We start from the raw sequence: 25,100 nt of genomic DNA on the forward strand, positions 1-25,100 counted from the left end.
ATGTCGGATAAATCGACCTACATGCGCAGGGCTCTGGAACTTGCAGAAGAAGCAGCGGATGCAGGAGAAGTCCCCGTGGGAGCCGTGCTGGTCGATCCGGAAACCGGAGACATCGTTGCCGAAGGTCGAAATGGACCAATCGAGCGTCATGACGCGACAGCACATGCAGAAATCGTGGCCATGCGGGCAGCTTCAATTATTCGCGAAAATTACCGCCTCATGGGGCTACACCTCTACACCACGCTGGAACCTTGTACGATGTGTGCTGGTGCTATTGCGAATGCGCGGATTGAACGGATAATCTATGCGGCCGAAGACGTAAAAGGTGGTGCGGTAGCGAATGGCGTAAAGTTCTTCGAACAACCCACTTGCCATTGGCATCCGGAAGTCGAACAAGGCCCGTTCGCAGAGGATTCTTCTGCGCTTCTACAGTCGTTTTTCCGCGCGCGCAGGAAATCAGGCAAACCTCAGATAACGGGCGACGACAACCAGTCGGAATAAACCTCCCAACGAGCCCTGAGCCGATCCGCCGCTTCGTCCGGAGTTCTTAGGATAAAGCGAACCCTTGCACCGGGTTTGATCTGGCCCAATTGGAACCGGTCGCTTCTGATCACCTGAAGAATATGCGGATAGCCTCCCGTCGTTTGCGCATCTGCAAGCAGAATGAACGGCTTGCCTTCCGGCGGACATTGAACACTTCCAGGAAAGACCGGTGAACTTTGCTTCTCTGGCGCATTGCAGCTAACCGCACGGTCTCCGGAGAGCTCAACACCCATTCGGCTGGAGCGCTGGGTTGCCTTCAAACCTTCTTCGAAAAGTATTGTTTGCGCATCCTCATTCAGAAATTCGAACTCGGATGACGGGCACGCTTGCAACAGGACGTTGTCATTGAACAGAGGACGAAGTTCGCGCGGCGTTTCGACCTTTGCGGCCGACCGAACATCTAACACGTCAATACGGTCCCCGGGTTTGAGCGCTCTGCCTTCATGTCCTCCAAACCCTCCCGGAAGGTACGTGGACCTCGAGCCCAAAAATTCCGAGGCATCTATTCGCCCCGATACCGCCAGATAGGACCTGCAGCCATGTCGGACCGGAGCAACCTCCAGCACATCTCCCGCTGCTACCGGAACGGTTGCATGCATAGGCACTTCGACACCATTCAGTGACACTCCCGTGTCGGCGCCGGTCACAGACACCATAATCGCTGAATGGAAGCGAAAGCTTGCTCCCGTCAGCGTCATCTCAAATGCCGTCTGCGTAGCGTCCGCCCCTACTAGCCGGTTCGCGAGCGACATCGATAACGGATCAGCAGGACCTGAGCCAGGAACACCGAAATGTCGGTGACCTGTTCTGACGCCTGCCTGAATCGTTGTCTGGAGCCCTGCATTTAGAATTTCAATCATGCGTCGCTCCGGCTCACAACGCGAACTTTTTGCCCGGCAGACAAGAGGAATGGCTGTTCACTTTCCGGATTGAACAGACGGTTCACCACGCGACCGATCAGAGGCCATCCTCCAGGCCCCTCCAGTGCATAGGTACCGCATTTTCCAGCCGCGATGCCGAAAGAACCCGCTGGGACACGTTTTCGAGGATCCTTCAATCGCGGCACTGTAAGCGCCTCTGGAAGACCGGATATGTAAGCAAAGCCCGGGGTGAACCCAACGATGTCGACACGAAGCTCAGCCTCACAAATCGCGGAGATCAATTCCTGTTCCGTCAGTTTCAATTCGTCACAAACGGCTCTGAAATCCGGGCCGTTTTCTTCGCCAAACTCCACCTGAAGACAAACCTCCGGAAGTTCGGCGTCGCTTCTAATCTCGGCGAGCAGCTTAGAAGACAATAAATGGCGTACAGCTTCGTCCGGTCGTAAGCTTAAAGGGTCGAACTGGACAACGCTGTCTTCAATTCCATCGACGACCTCCAACCATTCGCGGCTCGCGCGGAGCTCGCGACCCAGTGTCCGCAGCTCCGGCTTGGGAAGGCCGGTAACGCGGATTAGATCGTCGCCAATCAATCGGATGTTGTCTTCAGTCAGAGCCAATCGAAACCCCCGTCGCCTCAAGCGCCGCCCGAATTGCTTTGGCGGCTTCAAATGCCCCCGGCGTGTCGCCGTGCAGACAAATCGTTTGAACGTCCAATGAAATATGTTCGCCTGAAAACGCCGTCACGTTCCCACTGACAAGCTCCAACGCCTGCCTCGCTTGCTGATTCGCATTATCAAGCACAGCGCCATTTTTGGTGCGCGCTCTCAGACTTCCATCGTCTTCATAAGCTCTATCGGCAAAGCCTTCAGCGCAGAATTGAAGGTTATGAACGATTGCAGAGTCTCGCACTTCACTGCTCGGTAGCCCAACTATCGTGGATATACCGTACTCAGCCGCGACGCCCGCTATCACGACAGCAAGATTCTCGTCTTTCGCTGCATCATTATAAAGGGCGCCATGAGGTTTCAGGTGAGCGATCGATACTCCCTCATCCTCCGCTATTTTTATAAAAATCTGGACTTGCTGCCTCAGGCTCGCCCGCAACTCTTCAGGTAAAATGGCCATGGACACACGGCCGAAGTTTTCACGGTCAGGATAAGATGGATGCGCCCCAGCTTTAACGCCAAGCCGCTTAGCTAGCCTTAGAGTCTGTCGCATACTCTCTTCATCACCAGCATGACCGCCACACGCGATATTGCATGACGTAACCACGCTAAGGATGTCAGCATCCAAACTGCGGCCCTTGTCGCCCTCAAGCTCTCCAATGTCTGCGTTGAGATCAATTGTTTTCGTCATGGCCAGAACCCGACGGCGCGCCCAATCCCGCGTATGCCCATTAGAAGGGTAATCAAAACAACACCCACGCCCAGGATGTTCGAAAGCAGCCCATTAACGCGGTCACCAAGCAGAGACTTTCTGTTCATCGCATAAAGTAAGCTTGCCGCAATGATCGGCAGAAGTAGCCCGTTTGCGATCTGCGCAATGAAAATCACATCGGTCGGACGGATTCCCGAAATGGCTAACCCCGTTCCGATCAGTAATGTGATGAGCGCCACCCCCTTGAACACGCTTTCCTGAATGCGCGGGTCATCACTTTTGAAAAGCTCGGTAACAGCGAAGGCTGTAGCCATTGGTGCTGTAATCGCTGAACTCAATCCGGCTGCCAGTAAACCCACGCCAACAAGCCAACGTGCAAACTGGCCATAAGTCGGCTCAATAGCTGCTGCCATATCCAGCGCGTTCGAAATCTCGCTTCCCGTTCCAAATAAGCTAGCGGCAGCAGTGGTCAGGACAAAAATCGAGATCAATCCACCAAGCCCGACCGAAATCACTGTGTCACTCTGTGCTTCGCTGACTGCAACATCACTAGTCTCAGTCCAGCGCTTACGCGCAGAGGCCGCATGCAGAAACAAGTTATAAGGCACGATGGTCGTACCGATGAGCGCGATCGCAGTGAAAAGGCCGCTTTCCGGAATCGACGGAACCAATCCTTTCACCATCGCGCCCAGATCAGGCTGCACCAACACAGCGGCGACCAAGAACGCCAAAGCCATCAAGATTACGACGGATACCAGTGCCTTCTCGATCAGCTTATATCCGCCAAGCATTAGAAGCGCAGCCGCGAGCGCCGATAACGCAAGAACCACGGCTTTAAACTCGTCCTCGTTCAGATCACCCAATAGCGCTTCGGCGCCCAGCGCTCCGCCAGACAAATTACCGCCTTCATAAGCGGCATTCCCCAGCCCAAGTGCCGCAAGCACGAGTCCCGCGATCACGTAACGAACCGGTGTTTTACCCGCGCCCGCCATCAAGGCTTCTCCCAGCCCCAACCGCGCGCCCACACCAAGGCGTGCAGACATGGTTTGCAAAATCATGGTGGCGAACGTCGCAAAAACGAGTGCCCAAAGCAGTGCGAATCCGAAATTTGCACCGGCAAGCGTGCAGGCAGTAACGGTCCCCGGCCCGATAAATGCTGCGGCAACAAGAGCGCCTGGCCCGATGCTAAGTTTCATTCAAACCTCTGATCAAAAACGTCGCATACAGTGAACCGTCACCATGACCGCTACACATCCCCTGAACGAAGGAGGGACGTTCCACGGCTTGCATGTTTTACTGACTTCATTCCTAATCATTTGAGGGACGTGGCCTGAGAGGGTCAAGGGGGAAGAATGATCAAGCACGTATCAGCGGTCATGTTTGCTACCGCAACACTCGCAGCCTGCACAACAACACCATCTCCAACGGAACCTGAAGCGCGCGCGCCGCTCGCCGCATCAAGCAGAACGTTGAATATGTTTCGCGAAGGTCTGGATCAGGCCTGTTATGATCGTGCAACGCAGCCTTCAACTTTCGTTGTCGATACCCACAACCACTTCCGCCCGTTTGGAGGCCAGCCGCGACCATACGAGGAGGTGCTCGCCTATCTCGAGGATAGCGGCGTGCTCTTCGCTAACATTTACGGCATTGGTCAGTCGCTGCCGTACACGAGCAGCTGCACCTATTATCTTGATTGTCCCGGTGTTCCCGCAACGCCGTCCATCCAGAACGACATGGCCAATGCCGCCAACCTCGCTACGAACCGCCCGGATAACCTCGTGCTGACGCTATCGGCGACCTTCCCCGACCTCGCCAATCCAGAGAACGTAAATGACGTGCTGGATTTGTATGATGCGACTTATCCCGGACTCTTCCAGTGGATGGGCGAAGTGAACCTTGTGAAGCAGGCCCTGTTTGGCAATGGCCATGTTCCGGCTACTCCCGAAGATATCGACGACTGGCGAGGCTTTATGGAGCGCCTTCGACATTTCGATATGCCAATCGCAATCCACTCGGACCTTGGCTCCGATAATGACCCGACGGAATACCTCGCGCTGATGGATTATGCGCTGCAACGCTATCCACACAACAAGATCATCTGGGTGCATATGGGCTTGTCGCGCGAACTCACGACAATACCGGCCGACGAACACATCGCATTGATGTCCGACCGTCTGGACCGTTATCCGAACCTGATGCTCGATATAACCTGGCGCGTGATCGCTGATAATTACTTTGACACGCCTGAAAATGTCGCGGCTTACACGGCCTTCTTCAATCAGTATTATGATCGCATCCTTACAGGAACGGACTTCGTTGCCAGCTTCAACAAAACCTTCAACGTTTACGCCGAAGAGGTTGAGGTAAATTCCATGATACTGTCAGAGCTGGATAACCGTGCGTTCCGCCATATTGCACTCGGACAAGCCTATTTTGATCTACTGGACCTGCCCTATCGCGCACCTGACATCTGCACTGCGAATTAAATCGAACAACTCCACGAGGCGCCAAACGGCGCCTTTTATATGCGACGCACAGTCTCGCACTTGAACTCATCTGCGTTCACCTCCAGCTTTCAAATCAAGAAGCACACAAGGATGTACAATGCGCCTGCAACTTTCCACCTGGCCTGAAGTCGAAGCCTATCTCGAAAAATCGAAGGCAATTCTGATACCCGTCGGCTCTACCGAGCAGCATGGTCCGAACGGCCTGATCGGCACAGACGCGCTCTGCCCGGAGATCATTGCCTTCGCTGCTGAGCAGAAAACAGACATGCTGATCGGGCCAACCTTCAATGTCGGTATCGCTCAACACCATCTCGGCTTTCCCGGCAGTATGACGGTGCGGCCTTCAACCATGATTGCTGCAATGAAGGATTGGACCGACTCCCTGATCCGCCACGGCTTCGAACGTATCTTCTGGTTCAATGGCCATGGCGGCAACACAGCAACGCTTCAGGCTGCATTTGCCGAGCTCTATGCCGAACGAAGCTTCCAACGCCCGGACAGCAATTCACTTCCAGATCTACGCCTGAAGGCCAAGAACTGGTGGGAGATGCCCGGCGTAATGGACGAATGTCGACGTCAGTTTCCGACCGGAGACGGCATGCACGCAACAGCATCAGAGGTCGCGGTCACCTATGCGGGCTACCCGGATCAAGTGCGGAATGTAGAGATGTCTCCGAAAGTCGCACCGGTTTCGGATTTCCGCGACGCTGCCAATTATCGCGATAATTTCCCTGATGGCCGGATCGGTTCAGACCCGTCTCAGGCGACAGTGGAAAAAGGTGAGATTATCATTGAGGCTGCCTCCTCTTCTCTCGCACGTGTCTTCCGGAGCTTCGCAGACGAATCCTAGCTATAGTGCATCAACACGTCATCAATGGCCCTCTCCAACTGCTTCAGGTTGGAGAGCATTGTGACAGTAGAACAATGCGGGAAATAGCGCAGCATTTCGCTATCACCTGTTCCCCAAAGCGGACGCGCTTCGGGATTGAGCCAGACAATACGCTTCGTCTTGGCAGCCAGTTCTTCAAAAACATCAATGCGCGGATCGCCGTGATTGGACCGCGCATCACCAAGAACGATAACGGTCGTACGTCGATCGATCTTGGACCAATGATCCACCTGAAGGTCTGATAGCGCCTGGCCGTAATCGGTGGAACCCCAACCGATTTCTGCCAGAATCCGCTCCATCGCGCTTTCAAACCCGTCCAGTGACGTGTCGAGATATGGTCCAACGTCCTTGAGGCGAGCCGAGAACGCGTAAGTGTGCAGGTCCGGCACGACATCGCGAACGCAATACAGGAACAGGAGCAAAAACCGAACAAACCGTGCAACTGAGCCAGAAACATCACAAATCAGAACCAGCTTTGGACGGTCCTTTTTTGTCTGCCTCCAATGGACATCAAACGGCACGCCGTCGCGACCTGCATTGGCCCTCAGCGTTTTACGGATGTCGAGCTGCCCTCGATTCTTCTGGCGCTTCCGCCTTGAATGTTTGCTGACGAGACGTTTGGCAAGTTTCTGAATGAGCGGCTTCATACGCTCCACATCAGATCGGTCCATCTCGTTGATACGCTTGTCCGCAAGAAAGTCTTCGCGGAACTGCTGTGTAGCACCAGCTCCAAAGACTTCAAATTGCTGTTTCGCAAACTCGATGGCGCGCGCCGTCATCTTTTTACGCGCATCCATCATGCGTTCAGCTTCAGCATCGCCTTCAGGTGTGTGAGCCTGCAACTGCTCCAGAAGCTCTGCTTCCATCTCGCGGACGCCCATCTCTTTGAGCATTTGCTGAGCATAATACGAGGTCTGGGTAGAGAAGCGTATATCCTGAAGACCTGATGCCTGCCCTGCACGCTCCAGCGCCATCTCAATGGCTGCTTCATCAGAACTTTCAGCGATATCCATGAAGTTCTGCGGTTCGCCAGAATCTTCGTCAGTATCCTGCTCTAAAGTCGTTGCTTCTTCGCTCTGTTCTTTCTTCTTCCTTTGAAAGAACAGTTCGAAGAGCCTGTCATAAGTATCTTTTTCGGCTTCGGACTTTGCCAGAACCGAGCGGAGCGCCGTTTTCAGAAACTCACGATTTTCATATCCGACGAGATCAACAGCTTTTACCGCATCCAACGTTTCAGCCGTTGAAACCTTCACATCAGCCGAGCGCAGCGCCCTCACAAAATCCGTGATGGTGCGTTCTGCGCTCATGACAGGCTGGGATATCCACTCGGAAGACGTTTGGATTCAGATGCAGAAGCCGCGTTACGCGCCATAGAGCCGACCGCATTGGAAGTAGCTTCAATGTCGCTTTCGTATTTCAGAAGCACATTGAGTGTCTTACGGACCATCGCCTCATCAAGGGAATCTGCATGCATAAGCAGGAGCGTTCGCGCCCAGTCGACAGTCTCTGAAATCGAAGGTCGCTTTCGAAGGTCCTTAGTCCGGAGATCCTGAACGAACGACACCAGCTGCGTCAGGAGACTATCGGAAACATCCGGCACGCGCGCTCGCACAATTTCGCGTTCACGTGCTGCATCGGGAAAGCCGATATAGAGGTGCAGACAGCGGCGTTTAAGTGCATCCCCGAGGTCTCTTACATTGTTCGACGTAAGAATAACGATAGGCGGCACGTTGGCTTTAATCGTGCCTATCTCCGGCACCGTCACCTGATAGTCCGAGAGCACTTCCAACAGAAAAGCCTCGAACTCTTCGTCAGACTTATCGATTTCATCGATGAGCAGCACAGAGCCACTTGTCTGCTCCATAGCTCGAAGCAATGGGCGCGGCTCAAGAAAGTCGTGCGAGAAGAATAGGTCTTCAAACGTCGCCAGACGACCTGTAAGATCGGCAATCGTGCCGGCATCGCCAACGACGTCATTGAGGCGGTCTTTAAGAATCTGAGTGTAGAGAAGTTGCTTACCGTATTTCCACTCGTAGAGAGACTTGCTCTCATCAAGACCTTCATAACATTGCAGGCGCTCAAGCGGCACATCTAGATATCGAGACAGAGACTGCGCGAGGTCTGTTTTCCCCACGCCAGCCGGACCTTCGATTAGAATGGGCTTTCGAAGGTGCACGGCGAGATAAATCGCCGTCGATATTTCTTCACTGGAAATATAGCCAACTGAAAGCAGGCCTTCGGAAACCGCGGCGACGGAAGAGAGAGCCGAATACGTCTCCGCGATGAGGTCTTTATCTATCGTCATATCCCATGCCTATGGCGTGAAAATCGATAGAGCAAGCTATTTCCACTCGGTCATGAGAGGGATTTTTCAGGTCTTCTTTTCGTCCTCAACCGCTTCCGTTACGTCAGCTTCGGCCGGTTTCTCTACATCTTCGGCTGGTAAGGTTGATGCATCAGTTTCATCCGTTGTTTCAGTCTCTTCCGACGCGTCCTCGGTGCTATCAGGTTTGGATTCTGCTGTTGTGCTCTCGGCCTTCGTGGCGAAGCTCGGAAAACCGCCTGCGAACAGACTGATCGCACCTGATATAGCGATGTAAAAGAAGAGTATGATCGAGCCGTACAACAAAAGCGTCGGCAGTGAGGCGAGATCAAAAAGTAGTGGCAATCCGAATCTCAGTGCGAGAATCGCCGCCACAACAACATGCCCAATATCGAGCAGACGGTTTTCGTCCTTTGCGATAAATCGCTGATAAGACGCAAGCAGTAAGCTTGCTATAGCCAGTATTATCGTAAAAATATCGAGTGGCTGGAGTTTGAACTGATATCCGATCATGATCATCCCGACGATGAATGCGATCGTTGCTACAAAAATCAGTCCGGTTTTCCGATATCCGGATTTTTCCGACATAAGCTTCCCTCTCTCTAATTTTCAGGCTCTGCAGGTTGGAAATATCTGAGCATGCGATCTCTGAAACGCGCCGCCTGTTGCGCGGCAATATCGCCAGCAGAATCTTCCTGTGGCTCAAACAGGTTGGTCTCCGCGAGCCGCGCAGCAGATGAGGCCCGCCACGCCGCAAGATCGTTTTCAGGCGGGGTACCCAATCTCTGAAGCATGACCTGAGACGTCGCCCGCAGGTAATCGATTATGGTAAGCGTGCGCCCCTCGGATCGGGACACAATGCTGGCCAATGTCAGTCCCAACTCCATATCGTCGCCAGACACGGGTATCGTCTCACCACCGCCTGCTGACGCGATACTGCTAATCGAATCCTGAAGCGCTGCGTTCTCGGCGTCAGCCAGTCCAACAATGAAAAAGTTCGTATCTGTTTCTTCGACGTCTTCCGACTGCTGCGGGCGGAAATTCGCTCGAATCTGAGTTCGTAATTCGGCGTTTGGTCCCGTCACTCGAAGGAGGTAACGTCCCGCTTCTAGGCTGTACGCGAGAATACCCGTTTGGGAGTTCCAGTTGCCGCTTATATAGCTGTTAGTATCCGCCTCAGGATAAAGATATGCCGTCGGATATCCGATGTCAGTCGGTTCGACGGGCCGGAAGCTAAATTCAAGATGCCCCGCCGCATCCAGCTCTACCGAAAGCCAGTCTGTATCGCCCCTATAGGTATGAACATCTGAAACGGACTGATTAAGCGGAAAATGGCTCGCCATATCAGGCGTGTCGTTAGGTTCAAACGCATCTCCAGGTGCACCGAGTGAGAACGACACACGCGCCGGGCCTTCAGGCGCACCGTAACGGTTTAACTGTACCTCATATTCACCCGGGAACAAAGGAACGAACGCTGAAGGGTCTACATCGCCTATGTCAACAAACGGCAGTATCGAAACCGTTTCTCCCGTCTCGGTATTCAACACCTGGCCGGCAAACTGCGTTTGCACATCAGAGAGGTTTTCATACCGGATAACAAGCGTACTGAAATCTTCCACCTCAAGTGAGAAAATGGTCGGCGCGTTGCTGCCCTCAAGATGGACAGGATAGCTACCGCTTGCGCTGGGTGTTTCGACAACATTAGCCCAATAGGCTTCCCCTATCGAGAGCGGCGCCAGATCCAGTTCAAAGCCATACTCGCCCGCGACCGTAGGACTACTCACTCCGATAAAATGAATACCCGGCTCGACAATCGCACTTTGAGAGACGGTGCCGGAATCGTCCGTAATCAGAGAAGAAAGAGCCAGCTCTTCATCATTACTCGTCAGCGTGAATTGAGGGAGGGCGCCTGCCTCTTCTCCCGCTGAAAAACTCACAATGAGGCGTCCGGGACGGGTGACATCGAGACGGAACCAGTCGATATCATCGACACCTGAAACCTCTGTTGTCATCTCGAAATTGAGATAGGCAGCCCTTGCAAATCGTGTGTCGTCATCAGGTTCCTGCGGGAACGCCGGCAACACGAGGACACAAGCTGTCAGGAATGCACTCAAAACGCGGATCATGGCGCATCCCCCAACGCGCGATACGCCTGTTGTAGTGCTGATGACCTGGCAGTTTCGAAGTCGCTTCCGGATAAGTCAGCCCATTGAGAACGGATACGATCCATTCCGTCCTGCCCACGAATGCATAAAGCAAAATCCAGCGTATCGGAGCTCGATGGCGTGCTGTTAACGCCGAACCGACGGCGTTCAGTTCCGTCTGCTGCCTGTGAAGCGCCATAATACGTGTAGAAACGTTGCTCGGTCACTTGCGCGGCGCATTCATTGTCGCGCCCCCACTCTCGAAACCGGGTCTCGATCAGGACGAAGGTCGGCATGGACTGGCTACCCACCTGCTCTACACGCCATGCTGTACGCTCGTCTGGCTGAACAGCGACGACTTCTTCTTCCTCATCTTGTTCAGGCGGATCAGCTGGCTCGTCTTCACTCTCGCCCGGATCGGTCTCAGCAGAACTATTTCCAATATCGCCTAAGAGATTAGCGTCATTTCTGAACTGAGCTGCTGCCGCTTGCGGGTCACCACTGCAGCTTTCCTCTCCATCAGTGAGAACGATCAGGCTGCGCCTGTCGTAATGTGCAGACTCCAGAAGGAAGTTCCCACCCGTCGTGATCGCAGCAGCGAGTGGCGTTCCTGAGGCGTGATTGATGCCATCAATTGTCTGGAGCACAGCGGCTTTATCGCGCGTAAAATCTGTCAGAAGCTGGATGTTTCCGCAGTCAAAAAACGCGAACACCGCGACTTCGTCGGCATCCTCCATACTTGCCAGAAAACTACGTGCGCTGCGCCGTACATTCTGAATACCCGGCCCCGCCATCGAACCGGATGCGTCCACAACGAAGACATAGCTTGTTCCGCCAGTACCAATGACATTGAGCTCGTGCCAAAGGTCCGGGCCGCCGCTTCCGATCGCAGTGCCACTTCTTACCGCTTCAGAATACGTCCAGTTTCCGTATTGGTTGGTGCGAGCCGAAGTGCGCGGGTCGGCATCCAGATTTTTACCTGCCGCATCTGTTGCTGAGACTGTGACCTGAAGCGGTTCATTGCGCTCGAACTGGCCTCGCAAAGGCCGAAGCGGAAAGCGACCGCTCCAGCTGGCACCGCTTCCGGACAACTCAGCGAGGACTGAGCCCTCCATGTCGGGAAGTGGCAATCCGTCACCGGCTGGTGCATCACTCCACGCGACGGCCGCTCCAGCGCCAATCTGAGCCATGGGCGTCGCCGTGACCGGTTGTGAGAAAGTCAGCTGAATTTGCGCATAGCCGGAATTATCCTGTCTGAGCTGCTCATTGGTATGAACTGTAAGCTTGCGCACCGCGGCCCCCGGAAGCTCTTCGCGCAGTTCACGCAGCCGGTCTTCAGTCTCTGAACGTAAGTCAGCAAGCCTTACAAGGTCCCGCTCGACCATTCCCACGAAACCGCGGTATCCGTCCCGCATAGCTTCCCAATAACGGATTTGGGCCAGATCATAAGCCATCGCGATATCAGCATTAGTTTCCCAGATATGGCCAACTAGCAAAGTGCGCGCCCAGGAGTTTTCCCGATCTCTTATGGCAGAGTTTACGTCTTCCAGTGCCCAGCCCGCCATCAGACTCGCCTGCATCTCATACTGACGGCGCGCATTCATTGAAGCTGAAAAATCAAGCACATCATTATTGTAGCTATCGATACGACGAATAGCTCGACGCATACGCTCTTCAAAGCGACGTTGGTCGGCATCATTATATCGCTCGGACACAGATTCGGCGAACAACGACCCGTCGACCGCTCCACTCACACCGCCATAGGTCTGATACAAGGTTATGCCAGCAGCAATCGGCTCAGTCAGGGTGTTTGCTGTCATGAGCATTTGACGGGCTGTGTTTACATTCGAGACCACACCGAAAAAACGTCCCACCCGTTGGGCATATTCAGGCCAAACGAGAAAATTCGGCAACCCGCTGGATCCAAGCGTCAGCCCCACGTTTAGCGCCGTCTGTCGAGGAACCTCGCGAGCAATAAATTGCGTGAGCGCCGCCCGTGTCACGTTGGCTCGACCGACTGTCGCGATCATTGCCGTGGTTTCTAGATATACACCTTCAACGATGCTGGCAGGCGTGGCGATTAACAGCAGGAGCTGACCAAAATTATACAGGCGGTCCGACCACAGAATGACGTCTTCATTCCATTCCAGCTCCTCACGAAGACCGGGAAGCTCTGCGAGCGCTATATTCACGGTACGTTGATACGTCGTCTGCTCCCTTAAAAGCTCTGCGCGCAGGTTCTCAAATCCGCGAAGCTGATTTTCCAGATCCTGAATGCTTGCAACAACCAGATCGTATTCTTCAGTATTCTCACTCCAGGAGGCGCGATAAACTTCGCGACCGTCCTGGGAAATGACGATCTCTTGCACGAATGGCGGGGCCGCATTTTCAGAGAGCTGCGCAGCTCTCTCCAGCAGGCCACCCAACTCTGCCTCACGCGCCCTCTTTTGTTCTTCGGCGCGAGATAGCGCTGCAGTCGCGGTCCGAACCTGAACCGTGGCCGTTTCGACCTCTGCATTAGCCCTGCTAACAGCATCTAGAGCCCTATCCATTGCAGATTGGCGCCCCTGACTGGCTCGCCCGTAGCGACGGGCTTCCTCATCCAATTGGCGGCGCAAAGCTCTGATCTGGGCATCGAGAACATCCCGCTCATTACCAGTGGCTGACGCACGTTGCCGCCGCAGGTCATCAAGCGCCTCCCGTGTCGCAGACAGATAATCAGAGGCAGATTGAGACGACAACGATCTGTCGCGTGCAATGCGAAGCTCTGTTTCCGCTGAGCTCACAGCGCTACGCGCATCGCGCAGATTTTGTCGGGCGGCTTCAAGTGCGGAACGCCTTGTGTCGATAACCGTTTGAGCTTGCTGGATTTCAGAGCGCTTCGCCGAGATCTCCTGATAAACAGCCTGCACGGCTTGATCGTCGGATTCCTGCCCTGACGCCAATGGAACCAGCATCAAAAAGGCAAAAAGGAACCACGCGCTAAGATATAGCGGCTTGTTTGAAGCGCGATGGCCAGACAAAAGACCTTGCATCATTTCCACCCCGGATCTGCTTATCGTCCGCCCGTATGTTGGCGCGGATAAGCTGAATTCCCGGCAACAATAGTGCGCCTGAAACCGTATTCTTTCAAGTTTGACCGAATTATCGAGCAAATCCCGAGCATTTTCAGACGCGTTGACTAAACAAGTTCACCTGACGTTACGGCATCAATTTCCGTAACCGCCAAAAATCGGAGTCATCCCGACTCAGCTGTTTCATCCGCCGGAAATCTCATTTACTAAGTTAGCGAGCTATAAGAATCTGAACTCGAGGGAGACAATAATGGACGACATGCAACAGCCACTGGATACGCACTCACCGGAGATGAACGATCTTCGTATGTCCGATGCTGCACGCCCGCTCTATGAGCACGTGAAAGCTTTCATCAAGGACGTAGTGAACCCGATGAGCGAAGAGTTCCATCGTCTTGGTGAGGGCAAAACCAACCCGTGGAGCTATAACCCGGGCCAGCTGGAAGCACTTGAAGCGGCGAAAGACGAAGCAAAGAAGCAAGGCCTCTGGAACTTCTTCCTTCCTGACGCGCACACTGGCGAAGGCCTCAAAAACCTCGACTATGCGTATATCGCAGCTGAACTTGGTAAGAACCCGCTCGCATCCGAGACGATGAACTGCGCAGCGCCTGACACCGGAAACATGGAAGTTCTCGAACGCGTCGGCACGCCGGAGCAAAAAGAAAAATGGCTCAAGCCTCTTTTGAACGGTGAAATCCGTTCTGCTTTCGCGATGACCGAACCGGGCAAAGCCTCTTCTGACGCACGTAACGTTTCAATGTCTGCGGTTCTCGACGGCGATGAATGGGTCATCAACGGCGAGAAATACTACATCTCAGGTGCGGGCGATCCACGCTGCCGCATCATGATCTGCATGGTCAAAACCAGCCCTGATGCAGAACCACACAAGCAACAGTCGCAAATCCTCGTGCCGCTGCCACACCCTGGCGTAACGATCGTCGACGGCATGATGGTATTCGGTGATTATGATGCGCCGCACGGCCACATGCACCTGAAATTCGACAATGTCCGCGTTCCTAAAGAGAACATGCTTCTCGGCGAAGGCCGCGGCTTTGAGATTTCTCAGCTCCGTCTCGGCCCAGGCCGTATCCACCACTGCATGCGCTCTCTCGGCGCTGCGGAACGCGCACTCGATCTCATGGTCCGTCGCGGCCTGACACGTGAAGCGTTCGGTCAGCCTCTCGTCAAACTTGGCGGCAACCGTGAGAAAATCTCACGCGCGCGTATCGAAATCGAAGCAATGCGCCTGATGGTTCTCAAAGCTGCAAAAGCGATGGACGTCCTTGGCAATAAAGAAGCACGCGTCTGGATTTCCATGGTGAAAGCTATGGTTCCTGAGAAGGTCTGCAAAATCATCGACGATGCGATCCAGATGCACGGCGCGACAGGCGTATCCCAGTGGTCGCCTCTGTCTCGCATGTATGCGCAACAGCGTACGCTGCGTCTTGCCGACGGCCCTGACGAAGTGCACCACATGGTTGTTGGTCGTCACGAAGAGCGCAAATACACAGGCTCTGAGGATCTGGAAGATCCGGTTCTCGCGTCTGTCTGGCGCAAATAAAACCTTCCATTCAAAACGCGCGATCATGGATCGCGCGTTTTTTCTTTTCTCTCCGTTCACCGACTTTTGAGAACGGCAGGGTTTCGCAATATCCGCCATCAATGCATAGATACCGCAGATGACGAGCGTTCAATCGACATATGAGGCGCACGCGCAGGATGTAATCGCGCGACTTCTGGACTGGCATAAGTCCGGGAAGCGCGTCGCAATCGCTGTGATAACCGAAACGGTAGGCGGCGGCGTCAGAGCGCCCGGTTCGCTCATGGCCATCACAGCGGACGGCCTCTCAGCTGGCTATCTTTCGGGTGGCTGTATCGATAGCGATATTGTTCTCCAGGCAAAGCGTTCGCTCGAAGAAAACTCTCCTTTGGCTTTGCACTATGGTCAGGGCTCTCGTTTCATAGATCTGCCCCTACCCTGCGGGGGCGCAATACATGTCTATATCGAACCGATAGATGACCCGTCAAAGCTGCGCACCACGCTATCAGCGCTCCAGGCGCGGTCTGTCGGTTCGCTCGAATTTACCGTTGGAAACGAGACTATAAAATTCGATTATAAACCTAAACTACGACTTCGCATTGCGGGGCGTGGCGCCGACTGTCTCGATCTCGCACGTCTGGCGACAGCAAGTGGCCTTGAGGTTCATCTGCAGCTGCCAGACACAAATGATTACGCCGTTGCAGATCAGATAGGTGTTTCGAAAATAGAGCTACTGAAAACGCCCGAAACACTTCCGCTCGTTTCAGATGACCCATGGACGGCTTTCGCATTGATGTTCCATGACCGCCATTGGGAAACGGCACTATTACAGCAAGCACTTGAGTATCCATCTTTCTATATCGGCGCAGTCGGTAGCCCACGTACGCACGCAATCAGGTGCCAGGAACTCAGCTTGTCCGGCGTACCACAGCATGAGATCGCTAGAGTACATGGGCCAATAGGACTCGTTCCATCTCTTAGAGAGTCATCCTCCATCGCTGTTTCGACGCTAGCAGAAGTCATCGCCGCGTTTCAGACCCGAACCCACAACATTTACGCAGAATCCGCTGTTCTTCTGCTCGCGGCAGGGCAATCATCTCGCTTCGAAGATGGCGACAAACTACTCGCAGACCTACGCGGACAATCAGTATTGGCTACTGTAGCGTCTAAAGCTGGAGAAAAGCGCTTTCGCTCACGCATTGCCATTACGGGCAAAAAACAGAACGAGCGCCAATCCACCCTCAAAGCCAATCACTGGTCCATCGTAGAAAATCCCGCACCGGAGCAAGGCCTGTCTTCGTCCTTAAAGCTTGGCATTCAGGTGGCGCAGGCAAACTCTGAAATCCAATCAGTGCTCGTCCTGCTTGCGGACATGCCTTTTGTGCCGGACGAACACATTGAAGCGCTTTATGCAGCGCTCAAACCGGGCGTAACTGCCGTGATGAGCGAATTTGAAGGTAAGCTGACGCCGCCAGCCCTTTTCGCGCGGGCAAGTCTTGGTGAAATTCTTGAGGCCGAGGGGGATCAGGGCGCTCGCAAGATATTCAAATCACTGTCGAATACAGCCACTGTGCCTCTGCGACCTGAACACGCTATAGATATCGACACGGTTTCCGATCTGGAATCCATGAAGGAAGTTATACATGGCTGATGATCTGAAACAGCCAAGGATGAATTCACTCATCGACCCGTTCGGGCGGGAGATCACTTATCTGCGCCTGTCCGTTACGGACCGTTGCGATCTGCGATGCACGTATTGCATGGCGGAGAACATGACATTTCTTCCGAAGAAAGACCTTTTGTCTCTCGAAGAAACAGAGATGGTTGCAAATGCCTTCATCGATCGAGGCGTGTCCAAAATCCGTATCACTGGCGGCGAGCCACTCGTGCGCCGCGATATTATGAAGCTGTTCCGCGCGCTGGGTGACCGGCTGGGTCGCGGCCTTGAAGAGCTGACTCTCACGACAAATGGCACACTTCTCGCGCAATATGCCGAAGAGCTCTACTCTGCGGGTGTCCGGCGTGTGAACGTCTCTCTTGATACTCTCGATGAAGACCGTTTTCTAAAGATCACGCGCCGTGGCAAACTCACACCTGTGCTGAAAGGCCTGGAAGCAGCGCAACGCGCAGGACTTAAAGTGAAGCTCAACACCGTCGCGCTGAAGCATGACAATCTGAACGAAATTCCGTCCATGGTGCAGTGGGCCCATGGAGAAGGCTTCGACATGACGCTCATTGAAGTCATGCCTCTTGGAGAGACCGGTGAAGACCGTTTCGATCAATATGTGCCGCTGCCCGAAGTCCGCGGACAACTCGAAGAACGTTGGACATTGGAAGACCTGCCGTATTCTCCGACGAATGCAGGGCCGTCTCGTTACGTCCGCATCACTGAGACCGGCGGCAAACTCGGCTTTATCACGCCGCTAACCAACAATTTCTGCGCCGGTTGCAACCGCGTTCGGGTTACGTGCACGGGACGCATTTACATGTGCCTTGGTCAGGATGACTGCATTGATCTGCGAGCCGCGGTTCGCGACACCGAAAACCCGCAAGCCGCGCTTGATACCGCACTCGACCGCGCGATCCGGAAAAAGCCGGAGAAGCACGACTTTGAAATCGGTGCGAACGGTCAGACATCCGGCGTATCACGCCATATGTCGACGACCGGAGGTTAGCTTATGGCTGATATTCTCTATTTCGGTCGCCTCAGCGACGTTACCGGAAAACCGTCCGAGAGCGTTGCGCTGCCATCGAATGTCTCGCATGCACGCGATCTCAGATCATGGGCTGAAGCTCGATTCCAGGCAGAAGGTGTGTTTCTCGAACCGACTGTCCGCATCGCCGTAAATGGCGAAATTGTCGATGACGCACATCCTCTGGCCAATGCAAACGAAATCGCCTTTATGCCTCCCGTTGGTGGCGGATGAGCATGAGCGTTCACATCAACATTTCCGATCAACCAATTTCTGCTCCCGAGCTTCTGAACGATTTCGAAGCGAGGCTAACGTCATCCGGTGGCGTCGTGAGCTTCTCTGGAGTCGTTCGGCCCGGCGGCAAGGATAGCCGCGTGCTGGGGCTATTTCTCCAATCCTACTCTCCAATGACCGAGAACGGAGTGGAAGGAGCCGTGGAGCAAGCATTCAGCCGCTGGCCGCTGGAAGCGCTGGCTGTATATCACCGAACGGGGGAAATCCGTGCAGGTGAAACCATCGTTTTTGTTGCGACAGCATCCAGACATCGGCGCGCAGCTTTCGAAGCCGCAGACTTTCTTATGGACTATCTGAAAACCGAAGCCGTTTTCTGGAAAAAAGAGATTACGGAAGCCGGTGAAGTCTGGATCGAACCACGCGAACAGGATTATCAGGATAACCAGCGCTGGCAGCAATCGGAGACCAACTGAATGGCCGGAATAGATGATTCACTGAGCTTCAAACCAGTTCGCATCGCCGTTCTGGTAGTCAGTGATACCCGCACCATGGAAACTGACACGTCAGGCCAGACACTCGCCGAACGACTGACCGAAGCCGGCCATGTTCTGGCAGACCGTAAAATTGTCATCGATGACCGGCAGCTGGTTCGGCAGGCCGTTCAAAACTGGATCGCTGATCCTCAGGTCGACGCGGTCATCACCAGTGGCGGCACAGGCCTGACTGGCCGCGACGTCACAGTCGAAGCTCTTACGCCATTCTTTGATAAAGTTATTGATGGCTTCTCAGCTGTTTTTCATCAGGTCAGCTTTCAAACGGTCGGCCTATCAACTCTGCAATCACGTGCAGTTGCGGGCCTTGCTGGCAGCACGTTTGTATTCTGCCTTCCGGGCTCGACCGGTGCCGTAAAAGATGGCTGGGACCAAATTCTGAAATACCAGCTCGATAGCCGCTATCGCCCGTGCAACATGGTCGAACTTATGCCACGCCTGACGGAGGTCTGATGTCCAACGACCTGACACATATTGGCCCTGACGGTCGCGCTCGGATGGTAGATGTAAGCGCCAAGGCGGAGACTGAGCGCGTTGCTGTTGCGATCGGTTATGTCGAAATGAAGCCCGAGACGCTCTCAATTGCCCTGCAGCGTTCCACCAAAAAAGGTGACCCGCTTGCGATATCCGAGCTCGCAGGGATTATGGGGGCAAAAAAGACCTCTGACTTGGTCCCGCTCTGTCACCCGCTGCCGCTTACAGGTGTAAATGTCGAGATCAGCGAGGCGGATCGCCCGAATAGTCTCGCTGTACGAGCAACTGCGAAAACAACGGGGAAAACCGGAGTGGAGATGGAGGCTTTGACAGCCGTCTCTGTCGCCTGCCTGACGATTTACGATATGCTCAAAGCCGTGGACAAAGGCATGGTCATCACAGGTGTCGAACTGCTTTCAAAAACGGGCGGCAAATCAGGCGACTTCCACAAAGCTTAAGGCGGCAAATTCGACGCCGCTCACATTTTTGTTAGACTGGCCGCTAAACGAGTTCACATTGAACTGTAGGCAGGTTGGATAAATTAAACTATCCTCAAGTGAAACAGAGCGTATCGCTTAGGGGAGACGGAGCGTTCAGGGCCGAAAGAGTAGTTTCAACTATCTCTTTCGAACGTTTGGACCTTCGACAAATCAAGAAGGGCTATCGGAATGGCAAGACTGCATGTGAACGGTCAGGTGGTAGACGTCGAATTCGACGACGACACACCTCTGCTTTGGGTACTGCGCGAACAACTCGGCCTCACCGGCTCGAAATACGGATGCGGTGTCGCAGCGTGCGGCGCATGCACAGTCCACATTGACGGCATGGCTGTTCGCTCTTGCGTATACCCGGCATCTGCTGTGACTGAGGAAGAGCAGATCACGACGATTGAAGGTCTTTCCGAAGATGGAAGCCATCCGGTTCAGGAAGCCTGGAAAGAGCTCGATGTCCCTCAGTGCGGATATTGCCAACCCGGCATGATCATGGCTGTCGCAGGAATGCTCAATAACAATCCTGAAGCGTCAGACGAAGACACAGACGCAGAAATCACCAACATCTGCCGCTGTGGCACCTTCCAGCGTGTACGCCGCGGCGTGCAGCTCGCGAAAACCAAAATGTAAGCGGAGGCATTAATATGACCAATTCTATTTCGCTTTCCCGCCGCGGTTTTCTGATCAGTTCTGGCGCCGCTGGCCTGACAATTTCTTTCCTTGCAGGTTGTGCGGGCGCAGACGACAACACATCTGCTGCCGCTGACCTGCCGCCAAACCCCGAAGTAAACGCCTGGGTCCACATCGGCCGCGATGACGTTGTCACAATCCGTATCGCTCGCTCTGAGATGGGTCAGGGAACACTGACCGGCCTTGCGCAGCTTGTTGCAGAGGAACTCGAAGCCGACTGGGACAAGGTCGTCACAGAATATCCGACGCCGGGTGAAAACCTTGCGCGGGACCGTGTGTGGCGTGACTTCTCCACGGGCGGCAGTCAGGGCATCCGCTCGTCCCATCAATATGTTCGCGAAGGCGCTGCCGCAGCACGCATGATGATGGTTCAGGCCGCTGCAAATGAATGGGGCGTTCCAGTAGGCGAATGCTCGGTCAGTAAAGGTGTCATAACTCATGGTCCATCAGGCAATGAGCTGACCTTCGGCGCCGTTGCAGAAGCGGCTTCTCAGCTCGAAGCACCTTCCGATATCACGCTCAAAGATCCATCCACATGGACGATCATTGGCCAACCGGTCGCGCGTCTCGACACCGCTGATAAAGTCACCGGCGCACAACAATACGGCGCTGACATCGTGTTGGACGGCATGCTGCTCGCATCTATCAAAGCTGCGCCTGTGCGCAATGCGACGGTAGCCAGCTTCGATGCCTCTGCTGTTGAAGGTATGCCGGGCGTCGTCAAAGTCATGCAGGTTGGTGATAATGCTGTAGCCGTTGTCGCTGACACATGGTGGCGCGCCAATAAAGCTGTCGAAGCACTCCCGATCGAATGGGTAGGCGGTGATCGTTTCAACTCGGCAGACTTCGAAGCTGAGCTGGATGAAGGTCTCACTGCCGAAGCAGCCGGAATCGGAAATCAGGGCGGCGATGTAGATACCGCATTTGCGAATGCGGCTCAGATTGTGGAGGCAACATACAACCTACCGTTCCAGAGCCATGCGCCGATGGAACCAATGAACGCGACAGCGCTCTACACTGATGAGAGCTGCGAAGTCTGGTGTCCAACACAGAACGGTGAAGCTGCACTTGCCGCAGCATCTCAGGCCTCCGGTCTTCCGATTGCGCAGTGTGAAGTTTACAAGCAGCTGCTTGGTGGCGGTTTCGGACGCCGAGGCATGTCTGACTATGTCACGCAAGCCGTTCTAATCGCGAAAGAGATGCCGGGCACACCAATCAAGCTTCAATGGAGCCGTGAGGAAGACCAGCGTCAGGGCTTCTATCACCCGACAACGAAAGCACGCGTACGCGGCGCACTGGATGATGACGGCAATCTGACTGGCGTGAACATCCGTATTTCCGGCCAGTCGATCCTCGCAGGCATCATGCCTCAGGCCATTGTCGGAGGCATTGACATTGCGACCTTCCAGGGCCTCGCGTCACCGGATAACCCGCGCACAGCTGACCAGAGCCTGAAATACACTTTCCCGAACTTCCGCGTAGAGCACGCTATGCGGAACCCGCCAGTGCGACCGGGCTTTTGGCGCGGCGTAAACGCCAACCAGAACGCGATCTATCTGGAGTGCCTGATGGACGAGCTGGCTGTGGCCGCTGGTCGTGATCCGCTGGAATTTCGTCTCGCTCACCTTCAGGACAGCCCGAAATCAGCAGCGGTATTGCAAGCCGTAGCTGACCGGTCCGGCTGGGGCTCAGATGACGGCAAAAACCGCGGCCTCTGCGCGTTCTATTCATTCGGCTCCTACACGGCGGCATGCGCTGAAGTCACAGTCGATGATAATGGCCAACTGAAGATCGACCGCATCGTTGCTGCAACTGACCCGGGTCATGCGGTAAATCCACAGCAGATCGAAGCTCAGGTCGAAGGCTCCTTCGTCTATGGCCTGTCTGCAATGCTTTACGGAAATGTGAATTTTGTAGACGGCGAAGTGCAGGAAACGAACTTCGACACCTATAATGTGATGCGTCTTTCAGAGATGCCGGAAGTCGAGACACTCGTCATGCCGTCAGGCGGTTTCTGGGGCGGCGTAGGTGAGCCTACAATTGCTGTGGCAGCACCGGCCGTTCTGAATGCGATCTACGCTGCAACGGGCAATCGCGTGCGCGAACTTCCGCTGAACTATCGCAATCTGCGCGAGGCCTGATTTGCTTCGTCCGATTTCATTTCTCATCATCGCTGGGGCGCTCTTCCAATCCGGTTGTAGCACCCTCAGCGTTGATGCCGAGGTCGACACAAGGCCCGCTTCCGAGCGCAATTACCCGAACGGTCTTTCCGTTTCGGCTCTTTCATGTACCGGCTGTCATGCAGACACAGCCGGTCAGGGCATTCCGTCTCTTGCCGGTCGCAGTGCCGATCAATTACTCGCCTCGCTTCGTGTCTATGGCCAGCCAGATACCGGAACTACGGTAATGCACCGTATTGCTCGCGGCTACACAGACGAACAGCTCACGGCATTAGCGGACTATTTCGCAGAACAGGTCTGACGACATGGCGCTCGATACAAATCTGCTTTCGAGACGCAAATTACTGGCCGCAATCGCCAGCGTAACACTAATCAGCGCCTCCGATTTAAAAGCCTTCGCCCAGACACGCGCTAAGATCGTTGTGATTGGAGGCGGTTTTGGCGGCGCAACAGCTGCTCGGTTCATAAAATCCTATCTACCCAACACGTCCGTAACGCTCGTTGAGCCGAACCCGGTATTCACGGCCTGCCCTTTCAGCAATCTTGTCATCGGCGGGCAGCGGTCACTTGCCGATCAGGAGTTTGGTTATCGTGGCCTTCTCGGAGACGGTATTGAGATCGCGCAAGCGCTCGCGACCGACGTCGATAGTCAGGCACGTACAGTCACTTTAGATAATGGCTCAATTCTGAGCTATGACCGGCTCATTATGTCTCCGGGCATATCTATTCGTTGGGACGCGCTGGAGGGTTACGACCGGGCTGCTGCAGAGCTAATGCCTCATGCTTGGAAGGCAGGGACGCAAACGGTTCTGCTGAGACGCCAACTCGAAGCGATGGAAGATGGCGGCACTGTCGTCATGTCCGCGCCAGCTGCCCCGTTCAGATGCCCTCCCGGCCCATATGAGCGGGCAAGCCTTATCGCAAATTATCTCAAGACCGAGAAACCAGCGTCCAAGCTGATCATTCTGGACTCAAAAGACACGTTCTCGAAAATGCCGCTCTTTCAGGAGGCTTGGGCAGAACATTATCCAGATCATCTGGAATGGCGCGGTGCCTCAAATGACGGACGCGTGAATCGCGTCGCAGCTGACACCAAAACACTCTACACTGATTTTGATGAAATCCGCGCCGACGTGGCCAATGTGATCCCGCCTCAAAAGGCAGGCGAAATTGCCGAACGGGCCGGCGTAACAGATGCCACAGGATGGTGCCCGATCAACGCAACGAGCTTTGAGTCTACGCTCCAGCCAAACATTCACGTTATTGGTGACGCCACCATTGCGAACCCAATGCCAAAATCAGCGTTTTCCGCAAACCTGCAGGCAAAAGTGTGTGCAGCCTCCGTCGCGCGACTTCTCAGCGGCGACGCAGCGCTACCTACGACGCTCGCAAACACCTGTTATTCGTTCATCACGTCAGACAGAGCCGTTTCAATTGCAGGCGTATACCGGAATGATGACGGCGCATTTAGCTCAATCGAAGGCGCTGGCGGCATCTCACCTTTGGCGGCAGACGCGGGCATTCGCCAGGCAGAGGCGCTTCAGGCAGAAGACTGGTTCAGAACCATTACAAGCGAGGCGTTCGGTTGATCAGAGCCTGCGCCCTATCCAGCCTTGTGGCGCTTCTCTTCTCCGGCGCCGAAGCATTCGCGGAACGACTCGTCACCCCGGATATGATTGTTGGCGATACTATCCCCGCACCGCTCACGGACACTGCCTCCTCTACTGAAATAGGTGAAACTGTATTCACCGAGCGCGATCAGGGGCACTGCGTGCTCTGTCATCAAATCGATGATTTAGATGCAGAGTTTCAGGGAAATGTCGGGCCGGACCTCTCCACCGTCGGCGACAGGCTTTCACCTGCTCAGATCAGGTTCAGGCTCGTAGACTTACAAAGCCTAATGCCGGATACAGTCATGCCCTCCTATTACCGTCTTCATGACCTAAATCAGGTACAGGAACAATTCCAGGGCCAGACTATCCTCAACGCCGAGCAGATTGAACATCTGGTCGCTTATCTCGCCAGCCGGACACAAGACTGATGACAACGCATACGCCTCTATTATCCCGAAGGACCATGCTGCGACTAAGTGCCGTCGGTGTGAGCATGCTCATGATTCCACGAGTTGCCGCGGCCACCGAAGACGAGATGAATGAGGCCATTAGCGGGATGTTCGGAGACCGGGTGATCACTGAAGGTCGTGTTAACGTGGATCTACCGCCCATTGCTGAAAACGGCTTCTCCGTACCCATTGATATCTCCGTCGACAGCCCGATGACAGAAGACGACTACGTGAAACAGATTGTGGTTCTCTCTCCGCGAAACCCGCTGCCCGTTCTCGCTCAGTATCATCTGACTCCTATGTCAGGACGCGGTGATGTTTCAGCGCGCATACGGCTCGGCGGCACGCAGTCAATTCGCGTTATAGCCGAAATGAATGATGGAACACTCTGGTCTGGCGCGAAACAAACTCTGGTCACCCTCGCCGCCTGTGTGATTGATTGAGGCC

25 protein-coding genes are annotated in these 25,100 nt (G+C 54.5%); 16 read left to right on the forward strand and 9 right to left on the reverse strand.

Annotated features, from left to right (window positions below; translation table 11 throughout):
- Window positions 1–501 carry a tRNA adenosine(34) deaminase TadA gene (gene tadA, locus P1U45_RS13465; RefSeq protein WP_301059531.1) on the forward strand — a complete coding sequence of 167 codons (501 nt, stop codon included), beginning with the start codon at window positions 1–3 and terminating at the stop codon, window positions 499–501.
- Here the strand turns inward: tadA and P1U45_RS13470 are convergent.
- The 4 genes from P1U45_RS13470 to P1U45_RS13485 are packed head-to-tail and all read right to left on the reverse strand — an operon-like array spanning window position 468 to window position 3,997.
- A complete protein-coding gene (locus P1U45_RS13470) occupies window positions 468–1,403 on the reverse strand; it encodes a biotin-dependent carboxyltransferase family protein (protein ID WP_301059532.1) in 936 nt (311 codons plus the stop codon). The genes tadA and P1U45_RS13470 overlap by 34 nt on opposite strands.
- Window positions 1,400–2,041 carry a carboxyltransferase domain-containing protein gene (locus tag P1U45_RS13475; protein WP_301059533.1) on the reverse strand — a complete coding sequence of 214 codons (642 nt, stop codon included), beginning with the start codon at window positions 2,039–2,041 and terminating at the stop codon, window positions 1,400–1,402. The genes P1U45_RS13470 and P1U45_RS13475 overlap by 4 nt, the downstream gene beginning before the upstream one ends.
- Entirely contained in the window at window positions 2,028–2,780 is a 753-nt protein-coding gene (gene pxpA / locus P1U45_RS13480) for a 5-oxoprolinase subunit PxpA (protein WP_301059534.1), read from the reverse strand. The genes P1U45_RS13475 and pxpA overlap by 14 nt, the downstream gene beginning before the upstream one ends.
- Window positions 2,777–3,997 carry an Nramp family divalent metal transporter gene (locus tag P1U45_RS13485; protein WP_301059535.1) on the reverse strand — a complete coding sequence of 407 codons (1,221 nt, stop codon included), beginning with the start codon at window positions 3,995–3,997 and terminating at the stop codon, window positions 2,777–2,779. Before P1U45_RS13485 ends, pxpA begins: the two co-directional genes overlap by 4 nt.
- 156 nt (window positions 3,998–4,153) lie before the next feature.
- Between P1U45_RS13485 and P1U45_RS13490 the strand changes: the two genes are divergently transcribed.
- On the forward strand, window positions 4,154–5,287 hold the full coding sequence (locus tag P1U45_RS13490) for an amidohydrolase family protein (RefSeq protein WP_301059536.1): 1,134 nt from the start codon (window positions 4,154–4,156) through the stop codon (window positions 5,285–5,287).
- Window positions 5,288–5,405: 118 nt separating this feature from the next.
- Entirely contained in the window at window positions 5,406–6,158 is a 753-nt protein-coding gene (locus P1U45_RS13495) for a creatininase family protein (protein WP_301059537.1), read from the forward strand.
- On the opposite strand, the gene P1U45_RS13500 is transcribed toward P1U45_RS13495, so the two are convergent.
- The 5 genes from P1U45_RS13500 to P1U45_RS13520 all read right to left on the reverse strand — a co-directional run bounded on the left by P1U45_RS13500 (window position 6,155) and on the right by P1U45_RS13520 (window position 13,702).
- Window positions 6,155–7,504 carry a VWA domain-containing protein gene (locus P1U45_RS13500; RefSeq protein ID WP_301059539.1) on the reverse strand — a complete coding sequence of 450 codons (1,350 nt, stop codon included), beginning with the start codon at window positions 7,502–7,504 and terminating at the stop codon, window positions 6,155–6,157. The two genes, P1U45_RS13495 and P1U45_RS13500, sit on opposite strands and share 4 nt — an antisense overlap.
- Window positions 7,501–8,502, reverse strand: a complete 1,002-nt coding sequence (locus P1U45_RS13505; protein ID WP_301059540.1) for a MoxR family ATPase — start codon at window positions 8,500–8,502, stop codon at window positions 7,501–7,503. The genes P1U45_RS13500 and P1U45_RS13505 overlap by 4 nt, the downstream gene beginning before the upstream one ends.
- A gap of 66 nt (window positions 8,503–8,568) precedes the next feature.
- Window positions 8,569–9,108 carry a hypothetical protein gene (locus P1U45_RS13510; protein ID WP_301059542.1) on the reverse strand — a complete coding sequence of 180 codons (540 nt, stop codon included), beginning with the start codon at window positions 9,106–9,108 and terminating at the stop codon, window positions 8,569–8,571.
- 14 nt (window positions 9,109–9,122) lie between these two features.
- On the reverse strand, window positions 9,123–10,646 hold the full coding sequence (locus P1U45_RS13515) for a hypothetical protein (protein WP_301059543.1): 1,524 nt from the start codon (window positions 10,644–10,646) through the stop codon (window positions 9,123–9,125).
- Window positions 10,643–13,702 (reverse strand): VWA domain-containing protein, encoded by a 3,060-nt coding sequence (locus tag P1U45_RS13520; protein ID WP_301059545.1) that lies wholly within the window; start codon window positions 13,700–13,702, stop codon window positions 10,643–10,645. The genes P1U45_RS13515 and P1U45_RS13520 overlap by 4 nt, the downstream gene beginning before the upstream one ends.
- A 286-nt stretch (window positions 13,703–13,988) precedes the next feature.
- Here P1U45_RS13520 and P1U45_RS13525 point away from each other — a divergent pair, with 286 nt between their 5' ends.
- From P1U45_RS13525 to P1U45_RS13585, 13 genes are all read left to right on the forward strand, one after another.
- Complete coding sequence (locus P1U45_RS13525) at window positions 13,989–15,299, forward strand: acyl-CoA dehydrogenase family protein (protein ID WP_301059546.1); 1,311 nt, start codon at window positions 13,989–13,991, stop codon at window positions 15,297–15,299.
- 118 nt (window positions 15,300–15,417) lie between these two features.
- Window positions 15,418–16,929: an NTP transferase domain-containing protein gene (locus P1U45_RS13530; protein WP_301059547.1), complete on the forward strand. Its 1,512-nt coding sequence runs from the start codon at window positions 15,418–15,420 to the stop codon at window positions 16,927–16,929.
- Window positions 16,922–17,953 (forward strand): GTP 3',8-cyclase MoaA, encoded by a 1,032-nt coding sequence (gene moaA, locus P1U45_RS13535; RefSeq protein ID WP_301059548.1) that lies wholly within the window; start codon window positions 16,922–16,924, stop codon window positions 17,951–17,953. Before P1U45_RS13530 ends, moaA begins: the two co-directional genes overlap by 8 nt.
- 3 nt (window positions 17,954–17,956) lie before the next feature.
- Window positions 17,957–18,205: a MoaD/ThiS family protein gene (locus P1U45_RS13540; RefSeq protein WP_301059550.1), complete on the forward strand. Its 249-nt coding sequence runs from the start codon at window positions 17,957–17,959 to the stop codon at window positions 18,203–18,205.
- Between the two features lie 2 nt (window positions 18,206–18,207).
- Window positions 18,208–18,678, forward strand: coding sequence for a molybdenum cofactor biosynthesis protein MoaE (locus P1U45_RS13545; protein WP_301059552.1), 471 nt, complete (start codon window positions 18,208–18,210; stop codon window positions 18,676–18,678).
- Window positions 18,679–19,209: a molybdenum cofactor biosynthesis protein B gene (gene moaB, locus P1U45_RS13550; protein WP_301059553.1), complete on the forward strand. Its 531-nt coding sequence runs from the start codon at window positions 18,679–18,681 to the stop codon at window positions 19,207–19,209.
- The gene (gene moaC / locus P1U45_RS13555) at window positions 19,209–19,688 is read left to right on the forward strand and encodes a cyclic pyranopterin monophosphate synthase MoaC (protein ID WP_301059554.1); all 480 of its coding nucleotides are present in this window, start codon (window positions 19,209–19,211) and stop codon (window positions 19,686–19,688) included. The genes moaB and moaC overlap by 1 nt, the downstream gene beginning before the upstream one ends.
- Window positions 19,689–19,898: 210 nt before the next feature.
- Window positions 19,899–20,351 (forward strand): (2Fe-2S)-binding protein, encoded by a 453-nt coding sequence (locus P1U45_RS13560; RefSeq protein ID WP_301059556.1) that lies wholly within the window; start codon window positions 19,899–19,901, stop codon window positions 20,349–20,351.
- 14 nt (window positions 20,352–20,365) lie between these two features.
- Entirely contained in the window at window positions 20,366–22,552 is a 2,187-nt protein-coding gene (locus P1U45_RS13565; protein ID WP_301059557.1) for a molybdopterin cofactor-binding domain-containing protein, read from the forward strand.
- A 1-nt stretch (window position 22,553) separates the two neighbouring features.
- Window positions 22,554–22,892, forward strand: coding sequence for a hypothetical protein (locus P1U45_RS13570; protein ID WP_301059558.1), 339 nt, complete (start codon window positions 22,554–22,556; stop codon window positions 22,890–22,892).
- A 4-nt stretch (window positions 22,893–22,896) separates the two neighbouring features.
- The gene (locus P1U45_RS13575) at window positions 22,897–24,180 is read left to right on the forward strand and encodes an NAD(P)/FAD-dependent oxidoreductase (RefSeq protein WP_301059559.1); all 1,284 of its coding nucleotides are present in this window, start codon (window positions 22,897–22,899) and stop codon (window positions 24,178–24,180) included.
- On the forward strand, window positions 24,177–24,632 hold the full coding sequence (soxX, locus tag P1U45_RS13580; protein ID WP_301059560.1) for a sulfur oxidation c-type cytochrome SoxX: 456 nt from the start codon (window positions 24,177–24,179) through the stop codon (window positions 24,630–24,632). The genes P1U45_RS13575 and soxX overlap by 4 nt, the downstream gene beginning before the upstream one ends.
- Window positions 24,633–24,703: 71 nt before the next feature.
- Window positions 24,704–25,096 carry a thiosulfate oxidation carrier protein SoxY gene (locus P1U45_RS13585; protein ID WP_301059561.1) on the forward strand — a complete coding sequence of 131 codons (393 nt, stop codon included), beginning with the start codon at window positions 24,704–24,706 and terminating at the stop codon, window positions 25,094–25,096.
- Window positions 25,097–25,100 lie beyond the last annotated feature (4 nt).

This window comes from Ponticaulis sp. (assembly GCF_029210165.1).
In the GTDB taxonomy this organism is placed as follows: Bacteria; Pseudomonadota; Alphaproteobacteria; order Caulobacterales; family Hyphomonadaceae; genus Ponticaulis.

Bases quoted from the DNA above. Each gene is read 5' to 3' on its own strand.
- P1U45_RS13510 (WP_301059542.1), bottom strand. From the start codon at position 9,108: ATGTCGGAAAAATCCGGATATCGGAAAACCGGACTGATTTTTGTAGCA.
- moaC (WP_301059554.1), top strand. From the start codon at position 19,209: ATGTCCAACGACCTGACACATATTGGCCCTGACGGTCGCGCTCGGATG.
- P1U45_RS13525 (WP_301059546.1), top strand. From the start codon at position 13,989: ATGGACGACATGCAACAGCCACTGGATACGCACTCACCGGAGATGAAC.
- P1U45_RS13585 (WP_301059561.1), top strand. From the start codon at position 24,704: ATGATTCCACGAGTTGCCGCGGCCACCGAAGACGAGATGAATGAGGCC.
- P1U45_RS13495 (WP_301059537.1), top strand. From the start codon at position 5,406: ATGCGCCTGCAACTTTCCACCTGGCCTGAAGTCGAAGCCTATCTCGAA.
- P1U45_RS13560 (WP_301059556.1), top strand. From the start codon at position 19,899: ATGGCAAGACTGCATGTGAACGGTCAGGTGGTAGACGTCGAATTCGAC.
- moaA (WP_301059548.1), top strand. From the start codon at position 16,922: ATGGCTGATGATCTGAAACAGCCAAGGATGAATTCACTCATCGACCCG.
- P1U45_RS13545 (WP_301059552.1), top strand. From the start codon at position 18,208: ATGAGCGTTCACATCAACATTTCCGATCAACCAATTTCTGCTCCCGAG.
- P1U45_RS13575 (WP_301059559.1), top strand. From the start codon at position 22,897: ATGGCGCTCGATACAAATCTGCTTTCGAGACGCAAATTACTGGCCGCA.
- P1U45_RS13470 (WP_301059532.1), bottom strand. From the start codon at position 1,403: ATGATTGAAATTCTAAATGCAGGGCTCCAGACAACGATTCAGGCAGGC.
- P1U45_RS13530 (WP_301059547.1), top strand. From the start codon at position 15,418: ATGACGAGCGTTCAATCGACATATGAGGCGCACGCGCAGGATGTAATC.
- P1U45_RS13520 (WP_301059545.1), bottom strand. From the start codon at position 13,702: ATGATGCAAGGTCTTTTGTCTGGCCATCGCGCTTCAAACAAGCCGCTA.
- P1U45_RS13490 (WP_301059536.1), top strand. From the start codon at position 4,154: ATGATCAAGCACGTATCAGCGGTCATGTTTGCTACCGCAACACTCGCA.
- P1U45_RS13565 (WP_301059557.1), top strand. From the start codon at position 20,366: ATGACCAATTCTATTTCGCTTTCCCGCCGCGGTTTTCTGATCAGTTCT.
- P1U45_RS13500 (WP_301059539.1), bottom strand. From the start codon at position 7,504: ATGAGCGCAGAACGCACCATCACGGATTTTGTGAGGGCGCTGCGCTCG.
- pxpA (WP_301059534.1), bottom strand. From the start codon at position 2,780: ATGACGAAAACAATTGATCTCAACGCAGACATTGGAGAGCTTGAGGGC.
- P1U45_RS13540 (WP_301059550.1), top strand. From the start codon at position 17,957: ATGGCTGATATTCTCTATTTCGGTCGCCTCAGCGACGTTACCGGAAAA.
- P1U45_RS13505 (WP_301059540.1), bottom strand. From the start codon at position 8,502: ATGACGATAGATAAAGACCTCATCGCGGAGACGTATTCGGCTCTCTCT.
- P1U45_RS13515 (WP_301059543.1), bottom strand. From the start codon at position 10,646: ATGATCCGCGTTTTGAGTGCATTCCTGACAGCTTGTGTCCTCGTGTTG.
- moaB (WP_301059553.1), top strand. From the start codon at position 18,679: ATGGCCGGAATAGATGATTCACTGAGCTTCAAACCAGTTCGCATCGCC.
- P1U45_RS13485 (WP_301059535.1), bottom strand. From the start codon at position 3,997: ATGAAACTTAGCATCGGGCCAGGCGCTCTTGTTGCCGCAGCATTTATC.
- tadA (WP_301059531.1), top strand. From the start codon at position 1: ATGTCGGATAAATCGACCTACATGCGCAGGGCTCTGGAACTTGCAGAA.